Annotated in this window: 14 protein-coding genes; 7 read left to right on the top strand and 7 right to left on the bottom strand. The window is 67.0% G+C overall.

The annotated features are described in order from the left end of the window. Position 1: 1 nt before the first annotated feature. Positions 2 to 1,039, bottom strand: coding sequence for a sulfate ABC transporter substrate-binding protein (locus ACN22W_RS08680; protein ID WP_048243821.1), 1,038 nt, complete (start codon positions 1,037 to 1,039; stop codon positions 2 to 4). A gap of 264 nt (positions 1,040 to 1,303) precedes the next feature. Between ACN22W_RS08680 and lexA the strand changes: the two genes are divergently transcribed. From lexA to ACN22W_RS08665, 3 genes are read left to right on the top strand one after another with little or no spacing between them, the layout of a single operon-like run. Further along, the gene (lexA, locus tag ACN22W_RS08675; protein WP_047900600.1) at positions 1,304 to 1,951 is read left to right on the top strand and encodes a transcriptional repressor LexA; all 648 of its coding nucleotides are present in this window, start codon (positions 1,304 to 1,306) and stop codon (positions 1,949 to 1,951) included. Positions 1,952 to 1,976: 25 nt separating this feature from the next. Then, positions 1,977 to 2,312: a hypothetical protein gene (locus ACN22W_RS08670; protein ID WP_048243823.1), complete on the top strand. Its 336-nt coding sequence runs from the start codon at positions 1,977 to 1,979 to the stop codon at positions 2,310 to 2,312. A 29-nt stretch (positions 2,313 to 2,341) separates the two neighbouring features. Next, positions 2,342 to 3,046, top strand: coding sequence for a DUF2939 domain-containing protein (locus tag ACN22W_RS08665; RefSeq protein ID WP_419687333.1), 705 nt, complete (start codon positions 2,342 to 2,344; stop codon positions 3,044 to 3,046). An 87-nt stretch (positions 3,047 to 3,133) separates the two neighbouring features. Here ACN22W_RS08665 and ACN22W_RS08660 read toward each other — a convergent pair whose 3' ends face one another. Beyond that, positions 3,134 to 3,631, bottom strand: coding sequence for a universal stress protein (locus ACN22W_RS08660; protein ID WP_129514489.1), 498 nt, complete (start codon positions 3,629 to 3,631; stop codon positions 3,134 to 3,136). 337 nt (positions 3,632 to 3,968) lie between these two features. Here ACN22W_RS08660 and nodI point away from each other — a divergent pair, with 337 nt between their 5' ends. Continuing rightward, the gene (gene nodI / locus ACN22W_RS08655; protein WP_240674405.1) at positions 3,969 to 4,883 is read left to right on the top strand and encodes a nodulation factor ABC transporter ATP-binding protein NodI; all 915 of its coding nucleotides are present in this window, start codon (positions 3,969 to 3,971) and stop codon (positions 4,881 to 4,883) included. A gap of 6 nt (positions 4,884 to 4,889) precedes the next feature. Beyond that, entirely contained in the window at positions 4,890 to 5,723 is an 834-nt protein-coding gene (locus ACN22W_RS08650) for an ABC transporter permease (RefSeq protein WP_048243831.1), read from the top strand. 37 nt (positions 5,724 to 5,760) lie between these two features. On the opposite strand, the gene ACN22W_RS08645 is transcribed toward ACN22W_RS08650, so the two are convergent. From ACN22W_RS08645 to ACN22W_RS08630, 4 genes are all read right to left on the bottom strand, one after another. After that, positions 5,761 to 6,183, bottom strand: a complete 423-nt coding sequence (locus ACN22W_RS08645; protein ID WP_048243832.1) for a hypothetical protein — start codon at positions 6,181 to 6,183, stop codon at positions 5,761 to 5,763. Positions 6,184 to 6,284: 101 nt separating this feature from the next. After that, complete coding sequence (locus tag ACN22W_RS08640; protein ID WP_048243834.1) at positions 6,285 to 7,343, bottom strand: permease; 1,059 nt, start codon at positions 7,341 to 7,343, stop codon at positions 6,285 to 6,287. After that, positions 7,340 to 8,467: a tRNA 2-selenouridine(34) synthase MnmH gene (gene mnmH / locus ACN22W_RS08635; RefSeq protein WP_419687330.1), complete on the bottom strand. Its 1,128-nt coding sequence runs from the start codon at positions 8,465 to 8,467 to the stop codon at positions 7,340 to 7,342. The genes ACN22W_RS08640 and mnmH overlap by 4 nt, the downstream gene beginning before the upstream one ends. A gap of 64 nt (positions 8,468 to 8,531) precedes the next feature. Then, on the bottom strand, positions 8,532 to 9,485 hold the full coding sequence (locus ACN22W_RS08630) for a LysR family transcriptional regulator (RefSeq protein ID WP_129514485.1): 954 nt from the start codon (positions 9,483 to 9,485) through the stop codon (positions 8,532 to 8,534). A 165-nt stretch (positions 9,486 to 9,650) separates the two neighbouring features. Between ACN22W_RS08630 and ACN22W_RS08625 the strand changes: the two genes are divergently transcribed. Both ACN22W_RS08625 and ACN22W_RS08620 read left to right on the top strand, forming a co-directional pair. After that, a complete protein-coding gene (locus ACN22W_RS08625) occupies positions 9,651 to 11,072 on the top strand; it encodes a M20 family metallopeptidase (RefSeq protein ID WP_419687328.1) in 1,422 nt (473 codons plus the stop codon). Positions 11,073 to 11,107: 35 nt separating this feature from the next. After that, a complete protein-coding gene (locus ACN22W_RS08620) occupies positions 11,108 to 12,394 on the top strand; it encodes an MFS transporter (RefSeq protein ID WP_419687326.1) in 1,287 nt (428 codons plus the stop codon). Between the two features lie 77 nt (positions 12,395 to 12,471). Here ACN22W_RS08620 and ACN22W_RS08615 read toward each other — a convergent pair whose 3' ends face one another. Beyond that, positions 12,472 to 13,524, bottom strand: coding sequence for an NADP(H)-dependent aldo-keto reductase (locus tag ACN22W_RS08615; RefSeq protein ID WP_412021906.1), 1,053 nt, complete (start codon positions 13,522 to 13,524; stop codon positions 12,472 to 12,474). Positions 13,525 to 13,558: the final 34 nt, after the last annotated feature.

Below are 13,558 nucleotides of genomic sequence, written 5' to 3'. Positions count from 1 at the left end.
GTTACTGCGGCTTGTAGATCGAATCGAACACGCCGCCGTCCGCGAAATGCGTCTTCTGCGCATTCGTCCAGCCGCCGAACGTGTCGTCGACCGTGTACAGCTTCAGCTTCGGGAACTGCTTCGTCAGTTCGGCCGGCACGTTCTTCGAACGCGGCCGGTAGTAGTTGCGCGCCGCGATCTCCTGGCCCTGCGGGCTGTACAGGAAATTCAGGTACGCGTCGGCCAGCTTGCGCGTGCCCTTCTTGTCGACCACCTTGTCGACCACCGCGACGGGCGGCTCGGCCAGGATGCTCACCGACGGCACGACGATCTCGAACTTGTCGGTGCCGAACTCCTTGACCGACAGGAATGCCTCGTTTTCCCATGCGATCAGCACGTCGCCGATCCCGCGCTGCACGAAGCTCGTCGTCGCGCCTCGCGCGCCCGAATCGAGCACACCCGCATTCTTGTAGAGCTTCGTGACGAATTCCTTCGCCGTCTGCTCGTTGCCGCCCGGCTTGTGCAGCGCGTATGCCCACGCGGCCAGGTAGTTCCAGCGCGCGCCGCCCGACGTCTTCGGGTTCGGCGTGACGATCGAGATGCCCGGCTTGGTCAGGTCGTCCCAATCCTTGATCCCCTTCGGATTGCCCTTGCGCACGAGGAATACGATCGTCGACGTGTACGGCGAAGCGTTGTCGGGCAGGCGCTTCTGCCAGTCCTTGTTGACAAGCCCCTTGTTCGCGAGCGCGTCGATGTCGTAAGCGAGCGCCAGCGTGACCACGTCGGCCTGCAGGCCGTCGAGCACCGATCGAGCCTGCGCGCCCGAGCCGCCGTGCGACTGCTTGAAGTTGACGGTCTCGCCCGTCTTCGCCTTCCACTCCTTGCCGAACGCCTGGTTGAAGTCCTGATACAGCTCGCGCGTCGGGTCGTACGACACGTTCAGGAAGGTCGTATCGGCCTGCGCATGCGTCGCGACGCCCAGCGCCGCCGCCGCGCCCAGCGCGAGTGTTGCGATCAGGCGGCCCACCCCGCCCACCAGCCCCGTATTGCGCTTCGCCATCCTTGGTTCTCCAGTGTTGTCGGTATTGCGATGTCGGGCCAGTCTAACGAACGGGTTACATGATTAAAAATAATCGTTCTTCATTTTTTAATACTCAAAAGTGCTAACGCAGACGGGATGGACGGTTGCGGCGGATAAACCGGCGTCCGGACGTCGCGGAATCGCGTCGGAACCGGCGCGATCGCGTCGAACCTCACGTAACACTTGAATTTCGCGAAGTACTGTATAAAAATACAGCTCACTGTCTATCCATACAGTTGAGCCATGACCAAACTCACCGCCCGTCAGCAGCAAGTGTTCGACTTGATCCGTCGCGCGATCGAACGCTCCGGATTCCCGCCCACCCGCGCCGAGATCGCGGCCGAACTGGGCTTCAGCTCGCCGAATGCGGCCGAGGAGCACCTGCGCGCACTGGCGCGCAAGGGTGTGATCGAGTTGGCCGCCGGCGCGTCGCGCGGCATCCGCCTGCTCGGCCTCGAAGATTCCCCGCACCAGTTCACGCTGCCGCATGCCGGCCTGATGCAGCTGTCGCTGCCGCTCGTCGGCCGCGTCGCGGCCGGTAGCCCGATCCTCGCGCAGGAGCACATCTCGCAGCATTACGCGTGTGATCCCGCGCTGTTCTCCAGCAAGCCCGACTACCTGCTGAAGGTGCGCGGCCTGTCGATGCGCGACGCCGGCATTCTCGACGGCGACCTGCTCGCCGTGCAGAAGCGCACCGAAGCGAAGGACGGCCAGATCATCGTCGCGCGTCTCGGCGACGACGTCACGGTCAAGCGCCTGATGCGCCGGCCGGGCGGTCTCGAGCTGATCGCGGAGAACCCCGATTACGAAAACATCTTCGTCAAGGCCGGCAGCGCGGAATTCGCGCTGGAAGGCATCGCCGTCGGGCTGATCCGATCCGGCGAACTCTGACATTCCGTCTCGTTAGGAGAACATCATGGAACGCCTTGCCCGCCTGCTGCCTTTCCGTCAATTCGGTCGCCTGCGTCATCTGCGCGGCCGCACGCCCTGCGCACCGCTGTCCGCGGCGGCGCCTGTGGAAGAAGAAGTCGCAGTCGAACGGCAGGCGTCGCTGCTGCCGTCAGCGCTTCCCGCCTTCGCGCGGGTATCGCTGAACGCCGGTCTGAATCACGCGGAACCTGCGCGCCGCGCGCCGGTGCGCGTCTATCACGGCCGTTCGCGCCTGATCATGGTCGGCACGATCGATGCCGTGTGCCGGATGATCGATCGCTGCATCGCCGAGGAACGATCGGCCACGCCAGGCGGTCTCTGATTGCGGAACATTCCCGCACCGGAGGCAACGTGACTGGATCTTCGGGCCGCGCATGGCGGCTCAAGCCCCTGCTGATCGCCGTGCTGGCCGTCGCCGTCATTGCGGCGATCGGTTATGCATATGCGTCGCCATACGTCGCGCTCGGCCGCCTGAAATCGGCGATCGATGCGCGCGATGCGCAAGCCATCAGTGAATATGTCGATTTTCCGTCGCTGCGCATCAGTCTGAAGCAGCAGGTCACGGAAGAGTTGATGCGCCGGATCGACGCGGTGAAGAAGAACAATCCGTTCGCGGTGATCGGTGCGCTGATCGGGTCCGCGCTGATCGGCCCGCTGGTCGATGCATACGCAACCCCGGAGGGCGTGGCCGCGCTGATGAGCGGCTTGCCGCCGCGCGGCAATCCAGGCGAGCGTCCGCCCGAATGGTCGAATCTGCCGCAAGGCAATGCACCGGCCGCACCGCCGGCCAATCCGGCTCCGGCAAGCGCAGCCGTTCCGGGCAGCAACGCGGTCGCCACGGCCGCGTCATCGCCGGCACCGGCCCCTGCCGCACCGGCCAGCGCGGGCGATGCAACGCATCCACCGCACCAGCAGCAAACCAGTGCCGGCTACCGGAATGTCGACGAATTCGTCGTGACCTATCAGCGAAGCGCCGACGGCACCCGCTATGCGGCGATATTCCACCGCTTCGGCCTGTTCTCGTGGAAGCTGTCCGCGATCGACCTGCATGCGTAGCCGGCCGCGGTCGACGCCCGCGCCGCTGATGTGGCGCGGCGCCTGACCGGCGCGAATCGCCGGTCAGGCCGTCGTCAAGTCATCAGATCATTTGCCGCTCGCCGTAGCCGCTTCACGCTCGCGCGCGATTTCGGCCTTCTGCTCTTGCGCGGACGAGCACGCAACCAGAATGCTGCAGTTCACACGGTCGAGCAGTTGCGTATTCCCCGACCCCATCCACCATCTCGACAACCCGCTACGGCACCGGTGGCCGACGACGACGAGGTCAACCTTCAGTTCCGTCGCGAGATTCGCGATTTCGTCGATCGGATAGCCGAACGCGAAATGGCCTTCGGCCTGTACGCCGCGCTCGCGTAGCCAGTTCACGCCTTCCTGCAGGATTTCACGCGCGGTTTCCTCGAATCGGCCACACGCGACGTCGGTCAGCAAACCCGCGCTTTGTGCAATGCTCGAACGCATGTCGACGACCGACAGCAAATGCGTCTCGGCCTTCAGGTCCATTGCGAGATTGGCACCGCAACGCAGTGCCTTGCGCCCTTCGAGCGAGCCGTCGTAACACAGCAAAATCTTGTTGTAGCTAGCCATGAAACCTCCCTATCGCGACAACGAGCCTACGCATTCATCATGGTGCGCCGCAATTCAGGACGCAAGGGATGGAAAACGCTGATTCGCCCCGCTCGGCGCGTGCGCGATGATGCAGTGCACGATCGGTGCGCGCATGCATCGCACCGTGCAGGCATGCCCTGAAGAGACGCAGTCGATGCACTAGAATGGCCCGTTCGTACTCCGGCGGGCCATCAGGCGTCGGCCTCGTGCGCTTCGGTCATGCCCATGTGACACGCATTCGCCCGATCCGTTCGCAAACCGGCCACGCAGCCGACAGCGGAACGCCCGTGCGCCCGCTCACAATGACAACATGCCCATGTCCGTCGCACCGATCGATTTACGGAACGTAGAGAAGCGCTATGGCGACAAGCTCGTCGTCAACGGTCTGTCCTTCAACGTGCAAGCCGGCGAATGCTACGGCCTGCTCGGGCCGAACGGCGCCGGCAAGACCACGACGCTGAAGATGCTGCTCGGCCTCGCGCATCCCGATGCCGGCACCATTTCGCTGTGCGGCGAACCGGTTCCATCCCGTGCGCGGCATGCGCGCCAGCGCGTTGGTGTCGTCCCGCAGTTCGACAATCTCGACCCCGACTTCACGGTGCGCGAGAACCTGCTCGTGTTCAGCCGCTATTTCGGAATGTCCGCGCAGGCTGCCCGTGCGCTCGTGCGGCCGCTGCTTGAATTCGCGAAACTCGAGAACAAGGCCGATGCGAAAGTCGGCGAGCTGTCGGGCGGCATGAAGCGCCGCCTCACGCTCGCCCGCGCGCTCGTCAACGATCCCGACGTGCTGGTGCTCGACGAACCGACGACCGGCCTCGATCCGCAGGCGCGGCACCTGATGTGGGAGCGGCTGCGCTCGCTGCTCGCGCGCGGCAAGACGATCCTGATCACCACGCATTTCATGGAAGAAGCCGAACGCCTGTGCGACCGCCTGTGCGTGATCGAGGAAGGCCGCAAGATCGCCGAAGGCGCGCCGCACGCGCTGATCGAATCGGAGATCGGCTGCGATGTGATCGAGATCTACGGGCCCGATCCGGCCATCCTGCGCGACGAGCTGTCGGCGTTCGCGAAGCGCACCGAGATCAGCGGCGAGACGCTGTTCTGCTACGTGAGCGACCCCGAGCCGCTCAGCGCGCGGCTCAAGGGTCGCCCGGGGTTGCGCTATCTGCATCGCCCAGCCAATCTGGAAGATGTGTTCCTGCGGCTCACGGGCCGCGAAATGCAGGACTGAGCGATCATGGACGTCCGCAACTATTCCGCCGCCGCACCGTCGGCACCGCCGCGCGAGTCGCGCTTCGCGATCGCGATGCCCGCGAACGCAACCAACTGGGTTGCCGTCTGGCGGCGCAACTATCTCGTCTGGCGCAAACTCGCGCTCGCGTCGATGTTCGGCAATCTTGCCGATCCGATGATCTATCTGTTCGGGCTCGGTTTCGGGCTCGGCCTGATGCTCGGCCATGTCGACGGCGTGTCGTATATCGCGTTCCTCGCGGCCGGCACGGTCGGGTCGAGCGTGATGATGTCCGCGAGCTTCGAGTCGATGTATTCGGGTTTTTCGCGCATGCACGTGCAGCGCACCTGGGAAGCGATCATGCATACGCCGCTCGCGCTCGGCGACATCGTGCTCGGCGAGATCGTCTGGGGTGCCAGCAAGGCGATGCTGTCGGGTGTCGCGATCATGCTCGTCGCGGGTGCGCTCGGTTATGCGCGGTTTCCGTCGATGCTCGCGGCGCTGCCCGTGATCGCGCTCGCGGGCCTCGCGTTTGCGAGCATCGCGATGATCGTCACGGCGCTCGCGCCGTCCTACGATTTCTTCATGTTCTATCAGACGCTCGTGCTGACGCCGATGCTGCTGCTGTCCGGGGTGTTCTTCCCGATCACGCAGTTGCCGCCGATCGCGCAGCATGCGGCGCATGCGCTGCCGCTCGCGAACGCGGTCGAGCTGATCCGGCCCGCGATGCTCGGCCGGCCGGCGACGGACGTCGCGTTGCATATCGCGGTGCTCGCCGGCTACGCGGTCGGCGGATTCCTGCTGTCCGCGTGGCTGTTCCGGCGGCGGATGATGCGCTGACAGCCGGCGCGCGCGGCGCCGGCTTCACGCGACGACATCACTCGTCGTCGTCGCTCCACGGGATCTCGACGTCGGTCAGGAACGCGACGGTCGCGAGCGGGCCGCCTTCCTGGCGGCCGAGCTTGCCGTCCGCGCGATGCCATTCGACGCGGAATTGCGTGCCCGGATCGTCGGCAACCAAATAGACCGTGCGCAGTTCGTCCGCATCGGCTTCGTCCACCGGGCCGTCGAACGACACCAGCATCTTCTGCGGCCACAGGCCGTTGACGGGATCGTAAATGCGGTCGCCCTGCGGAATGTCGATGCTGGCTTCGACGCCGATCGTTGAAGAGGCTTCGATGATCATCGTGCCGAGCGCGTTCAGCACGGCAGTTGCCCGCGCGGAATTGGCCTGGCGGATCGCGAGATCGCCGCGCGTCAGCGCCTTTTCGAGTCGAGGATGGATCTTCGGTTGGGTCATGCGTTTTCCTGTTTGCTTCTTGTAAAGGGCGCCGCACGCGTGAAGCGGCGACGCCGGATGAATACGACGTTCGCGCCCGATCGGCGCATCGCTTGCGCGCGTCAGAACCCGAACGCGACCGCGAGCAGTCCGCTCGCGATCCCGAACACGACGACGAGGACCGCGACGATCGCCAGCATGTAAGGCTTGAACGACCGCGCGAGCATCGCGAGCGACGGCACGCTGATCGGCGGCAGCGTCATCAGCAGCGCGGCGGCCGGGCCGACGCCCATGCCGAGCGACAGCATCGCCTGGATGATCGGCACTTCGCCGGCCGTCGGGATCACGAACAGCATGCCCGCGACCGCGAACGCGACGATCCAGCCGAGATGATTGCCGATGTCCGGGCCGATATGCGGGAACAGCCATGCGCGCGCGGCGCCGAGCAGCAGCACGAGCACGATGTACTCGGGCACGAGGCGCACGGCCATGCGGGCAAGCAGCTTCACCCAGCGGACGAACGGATTGCCGGCCGCGGCCTGCTCGGCCGCCAGTGCGGCGAGCTGCGCATCGTCGATGCTGCGGTCTTCGGGACGCGCAATGCGGTTCAGCAGATAGCCGATCCCGAACACCATCGCGATGCCAAGCACGAGACGCAGCGCGCTCCAGTGCCAGCCGAGCACGAAGCCCATGAACACCAGCGCCGCCGGGTTCAGCACCGTGTTGCCGAGCCAGAACGCAACCGCACCGCCCGGCGATGCATGGCGCGCACGCAGGCCCGCGACGACCGGTGCCGCGCAGCACGTGCACATCATCCCGGGCAGCGACAGCAGGCCGCCCGCGGCGACGCTGCCGAAGCCCGTGCGGCCGAGCACGCGCGCAACCCAGTGTGCGGGCAGCAGCGCCTGAACGGCCGAACCGAGCAGCAGGCCGAGCACCATCGCCTGCCAGATCGCCTTGCCGTACGCCCATGCGTAGTCGAGCGCGGCCTTCAGCGACGGCTCGGGCGCGACCGCCGACGTGCCCATCAGGATCGACTGGCCGATCGAATGATGCTCGGCGGCAACGAACGCCTTGTTGTAGTACGGGAACCATTTCACATAGAACAGCCCTGCGACCGCGATCAGCAGGAAGGTCATCCAGCCGAGGGCCGGATTGGGTTGGGTGCGTGTGGTCGTCATCGTGTGGTCGTCGATTTGTCTTTGTCGGTAACGGATTCCGCACCTGCCGCCAGCGCGGCCGACGCGGGCAGCCCGGCCAGCGCGAGCTGGGCCAGCAGCGAATGCGCCTGATCGCGCACGTCGGCCGCGTTGGGCCGGAAAGCGAACGTCAGCGCCCGGTTCGGCTTGTTGTACGTTGCGCGGTACGTGCGCGCATACGCGGGATCGTAATGCTTGTCGATCAGCGTCGTGAACAGTTCGGCCCGCGCGTTCGCATCGATCAGCGCATTCCAGTGCGCCACCTCTTCGCGGCTGTGCAGGCCGATCAGTCGATGGAGTTGCGCCTTGAACGCGACCGGCGCGTCGAACAGGTGGGCGTAATCGTCGAGCAGGAATGCGATGCGCTCGTCATGTGCGGCTTCGACCTGCACCCACGGCCCCGCGTGAAACGCGTCGATCAACGCGATCGGCAACTGCACGAGCCCGATCTTGCGGCTTTCCGATTCGACGAACACCGGCCATTCGGGGTCGAAACACCCAAGCGTTTCGACGAGCCCCGAATCGAACCCCTTCTGCGACGGCTGCGGCCTGCCCGGCAGCGCGCCGAGCAGCGAACCGCGATGGCACGCGAGCGCCTCGAGATCGAGCGTCTGCGCGCCCGCGTCGCGCAGCGCGTTCAGCAGGCGCGTCTTGCCGCAGCCCGTATGGCCGACGAGCGCGATGTAGCGAAAGCGCGTCGGCAGCGTGTCGAGCGTCGCGCACACCGAGCGGCGATACGCCTTGTATCCGCCGTCGAGCTGGCGTGCCTGCCAGCCGATCAGGTTGAACCAGGTCGTCATCGAGCCCGAGCGCTTGCCGCCGCGCCAGCAGTAGATCAGCGGCCGCCAGTTGCGCGGACGGTCGGCGAACGTCGTGTCGAGATGGCGTGCGATGTTGCGCGCAACGATCGCCGCGCCGACGCGCGTCGCCTCGTAGGGCGACACCTGGCGGTACATCGTGCCGACGAGCACGCGCTCTTCGTTGCTGAGCACGGGCGCGTTCAGTGCGCCGGGAATATGGTCCTCGGCGAACTCGAGCGGCGTGCGCACGTCGATGATCTCGTCGAACTCGCCGACGCGATCGAGGGTGACAATCAGGTTCTTCAATTTGGCGTCAAACAGGGGCGATGCGGCTCGATGAGCCGCATGGGCGCGGAAGGCGGATTGACGATTATCTCACGGGCCGGCGTCTCGGGCCGCGCGCGGCGGCCGGCGGCGGCGATGCGGCCTGCATCGCGTCGATCAGATGGTCGCGAAACGCCCGTACCGACGCGGGCAGATCGCGCCCCGCCATCGTCTGCACCTGGATGCTGCGCTCGCGCAACTGCGGGTTTGTCACCGGCACGACGACGAAGCCGTCCGCGTCGCAGCGGTCGCGCACCGACAGCAGCCCCGTGAACATCACGGCGCCGGTGCGCCGCGCGTAGCCATACATCGCCGCCGTGTTGTTGCTCGTCAGTTCGGGCTCGAGCAATAGCCCGTCGAGCGCGCACGCGATGTCGATCAGCTGGCGCACCGTCGTGCCGGCCTCGGGCAGCACGTGCGGATGACGCGCGACATCGGCGAGCGACACAGCGTCGCGCGTCGCGAGCGGATGGTCGTGCCGCACCAGCGCGAAGATCGGCGCGCGTTCGGTGTGCTCGACGCGCACGCCCTTCTCCGGCGCGAGGCTGAAGGTCAGTGCGACGTCCGCATCGCCGTCGCGCACGCGCCGCGTCGCGTCTGCCGGCGACACGACCCACACGGTGAAATCGACGCCCGGGTGGCGTGCCTTGAAGCTCGCGAGCGCGCCGGGCAGGAAATCGATCGCGAACCCTTCCGAGCATGCGATCTTCAGCAGGCTGCCGTGCAGCGCATCGAGCCCGCCGATGTCCTTCATCACGTGCTCGGCCTCCAGCAGGCTGCGCTGCGCGAACGCCAGCAGCCGCTCGCCGGCCTCCGACAGTGCCATCCCGCGCGGCCGGCGCTCGAACAACGGCGCGCCGAGCTCGCTCTCGAGCTTCGCGATCTGGCGGCTGATCGCCGACACGGCCACGTGCAGCCGCGCGGAGGCGTCGCTGATCGAGCCGGTGCGCGCCACTTCGACGAAATACCGCAACGCGAGGCCATGCAGGAAAGCCGCCATCGTTCTGTCTCCGTGCCGCTCCCGGCTGCGCTGCTTTGCCTTTTCGGCAAAGAAAGGTTCGAAATTCGATCATTGTGACAAAAAAAACGGCTTTCTAGAATCGATCGCACTTCACGCTGCGCACGTGATCCGCATGCGCCGCGAACCCGACCGAGGAGACCCGACTTGAGCCGTAACATCGCCATCCAGCACGCGCTGAACCAGTTCGAATCCGGTGCGTTCTTCACGACCCTGAGCCGCCGCGTCGGCCTGCGCACCGAAAGCCAGGAAAGCGGCAGCGGTGCCGCGCTGCGCGCGTACCTGACCGACGAGATCGCCCCCGAGGCCGCGCGCCTCGGTTTCAGTTCGCGGATCGTCGACAACCCCGTCGACGGCGGCGGCCCATTCCTGCTCGCGTCGCGCCACGAAGACGATGCGCTGCCGACCGTGCTGATCTACGGCCACGGCGACGTCGTGCGCGGCTACGACGCGCAGTGGCGCGCGCCGCTGTCGCCGTGGACGCTGACGGCCGACGGCGACCGCTGGTACGGCCGCGGCAGCGCCGACAACAAGGGCCAGCACACGATCAACCTGGCCGCGCTGGCGAGCGTGCTCGACGCGCGCGGCGGCCGGCTCGGCTTCAACGCGAAGCTGCTGATCGAGATGGGTGAGGAAACGGGGTCGCCGGGCCTCGACGCGCTGTGCCGCCAGGAGCGCGACGCGCTCGCGGCCGACGTGCTGATCGCGTCCGACGGCCCGCGCATCGCCGCCGCGCGCCCGACCGTGTTCCTCGGTTCGCGCGGCTCGGTCAACTTCAAGCTGAGCCTGCGCGCCCGCGACGGCGCGCACCACTCGGGCAACTGGGGCGGCCTGTTGCGCAATCCGGCGATCGTGCTCGCGCATGCGCTCGCGAGCCTCGTCGATGCGCGCGGCGCGATTCGCGTCGCGGGGCTGCGCCCGCCGCCGATCCCGGCCGCCGTGCGCGACGCGCTCGCCGACCTGTCCGTCGGCGGCGGCCCCGGCGATCCGGCGCTCGATGCCGGCTGGGGGGAGCCCGGCCTGTCCGCGGCCGAGCGCGTGTTCGGCTGGAATACGTTCGAGATTCTCGCGTTCAAGGCCGGCAACCCCGAGCACCCCGTCAATGCGATCCCGCCCGTCGCGTATGCGCATTGTCAGTTGCGCTTCGTCGTCGGCACCGACTGGAAAGCGCTGCAAGCGCACCTGCGCACGCACCTCGATGCGCACGGCTTCGGCGACATCGAGATCGACGTCGAACGCGGCGCACCGGCGACGCGCGTGCCGCCGGACGATCCGTGGGTCCGCTGGGCCGTCGCGTCGCTGGCGCGCACCACCGGCAAGAAGCCCGCGATCCTGCCGAATCTCGGCGGCACGCTGCCGAACGAAGTGTTCGCCGACACGCTCGGGCTGCCGACGCTGTGGGTGCCGCACTCGTACCCGGCGTGCTCGCAGCACGCGCCCGACGAGCACCTGCTCGCGAGCGTCGTCAGCGAAGGGCTGCAGATGATGGCCGGCCTCTTCTGGGATCTCGGCGACGACGCGCCGCCCGTTCGCCGCGCGGCGCCCGCCGCGGCCGGCGCCGTCCTGTAACGCGCTTCGCCCCTTTCACGGGACCTGCACACACGATGAATACGACCACCCTGACCTCGCAGGAAGCCGCCCGCCCCAGCGCCGCGAAGATCCGGCGCATCATCTTCGCGGCGTCGATCGGCAACGCGCTCGAATGGTTCGACCTGATCGTCTACGGCTTCTTCGCGGTAACGATCGCCAAGCTGTTCTTCCCCGCGACGAGCGAAGCAACGTCGCTGATGCTGACGCTCGGTACCTTCGGGCTGTCCTACCTGATCCGGCCGATCGGCGGCTTCGTGCTCGGCGCGTACGCGGACCGCGCGGGCCGCAAGGCGTCGCTGCTGCTGTCGATCGCGATGATGATGGCCGGCACGCTGCTGATCGCGCTGATGCCGACCTACGCATCGATCGGCATCCTCGCACCGCTCGGGATCATGCTGTCGCGGCTGATGCAGGGCTTTTCCGCGGGTGGCGAGTTCGCGAGCTCGACCGCGTTCCTCGTCGAGCACGCGCCGCAGCGGCGCGGCTTCATGTCGAGCTGGCAGTTCGCGAGCCAGGGCCTCGCAACGCTGCTCGCTTCCGGCTTCGGCGCACTGCTGACGACCACGCTGACACCCGCACAACTCGAAAGCTGGGGCTGGCGCGTTCCGTTCCTGTTCGGTCTCGCGATCGGGCCGATCGGGCTGTATATCCGCCGCTACGTCGACGAAGGTGTCGAGTTCAAGACGCAGGCGCGCTCCGAAGCGCCCGTGCGCGAGCTGTTCGCGGATCAGAAATTGCGGTTGCTGCTGTCGATCGGCGCACTCGTGATCTCGACCGCGATCAACTACATGGTGCTGTACATGCCGACCTATGCGATCAAGCAGCTCGGGCTGCCCGCGTCGACCGGCTTCGCGGCGACGCTCGCGACCGGCTTCGTGCTGACGCTCGTCACGCCGGTCGTCGGCCACCTGTCCGATCGCACCGGGCGGATCCGCATGATGGTGGTCGCGGCCGTCCTGATGCTCGTCTCCGTGTGGCCGACGTTCGCATGGCTCACGCGCCACGCGTCGTTCGCGACGATGCTCGCCGCACTGATCTGGATCGGCATGCTGAAGGCCATGTACTGCGGCGCGCTGCCGGCACTGATGGCCGAACTGTTCCCGCCGCAGACGCGCGCGACGGGGCTCGCGGTCAGCTACAACACGGGCGTGACGCTGTTCGGGGGCTTCGCGCCGTTCGTCATCACCTGGCTGATCAGCGCGACCGGCAACCGGCTGTCACCGGCGCTCTATCTGATGGGCTGCGCGCTGCTGAGCCTCGCCGCGCTGTTTGTCGCGCGCACACGGCTCAAGATGCGGTAACGAAGCCAGCGGCGGCGCCACGATGCGCTGCCGACGCGGCCCGTCGCGGCATCGTTGCCGCGCGGGCCGCGTGCCGTTTACGGCGCCGGGTTCGGCTGCAGTTCGTGCAGCGCGTCGATCTCGGCGAGGATCTCGTCGGACAGCGTCACGTCGATGCTGCCGATGTTCTCCTTCAACTGCGCGAGCGACGTCGCACCGACCAGGTTGCTGCGCACGAACGGCCGGCTGTTGACGAACGCGAGCGCGAGCTGCGCGGGCGACAGCCCGTGACGCTGCGCGAGCGCGACGTAACGCGACGTCGCGTCGACGGCCTGCGGCTTGCTGTAGCGCTGGAAGCGCTCGAACAGCGTGATGCGCGCGCCGGCCGGACGCGCGCCGTTCTCGTACTTGCCGGACAGCCAGCCGAACGCGAGCGGCGAATACGCGAGCAGGCCGACGCCGTCGCGGTGCGTGAATTCCGACAGCCCGTTCTCGAACGTGCGGTTCAGCAGGCTGTACGGATTCTGGATGCTCGCGATGCGCGGCAGCCCGAGCTTCTCGGCCGCGTGCAGGAACTGCGCGACGCCCCACGGCGTTTCATTCGACACGCCAATCGCGCGCACCTTGCCGGCCTTCACGAATTCCGCAAGCACGCCGAGCGTTTCCTCGATCGGCACCGTATAGGCGTCGTCGACCCACGGATAGGCCGGGCGGCCGAACGTCGTCGTGCTGCGGTCGGGCCAGTGCAACTGGTAGAGATCGACATAGTCGGTCTGCAGGCGCTTGAGGCTGCCATCGAGCGCCTCGGTCAGGTTCTTGCGGTCGAACTGGTTGCCCTCGCCGCGGATATGGCGCGGATTGTGCGGCTGCCGCGCCGGCCCCGCGATCTTCGTCGCGAGCACGATGCGGTCGCGCTGCGCGCGATGCTGCGCGAGCCACGTACCGATGTACTGCTCGGTGCGCCCCTGCGTGTCGGGCTTCGGCGGCACCGGATACATCTCCGCGGCATCGATCAGCGTCACGCCCTGCCCGAGCGCGTAGTCGATCTGCTCGTGCGCGTCACGCTCCGAATTCTGCTCGCCCCACGTCATCGTGCCCAGACCGATCAGGCTGACCTCGATGCCCGAATCGCCGAGTGTGCGGTATTCCATGCTGTTCCTGTCGCGTCGGTGGAAAGCAGAAACG

Origin of the sequence: Burkholderia theae (assembly GCF_048565265.1) — a bacterium.
Classification (GTDB): domain Bacteria; phylum Pseudomonadota; class Gammaproteobacteria; order Burkholderiales; family Burkholderiaceae; genus Burkholderia; species Burkholderia theae.
Note: the sequence above shows the minus strand (reverse complement) of the source record. Positions and strands in the feature narration are given on the sequence as shown.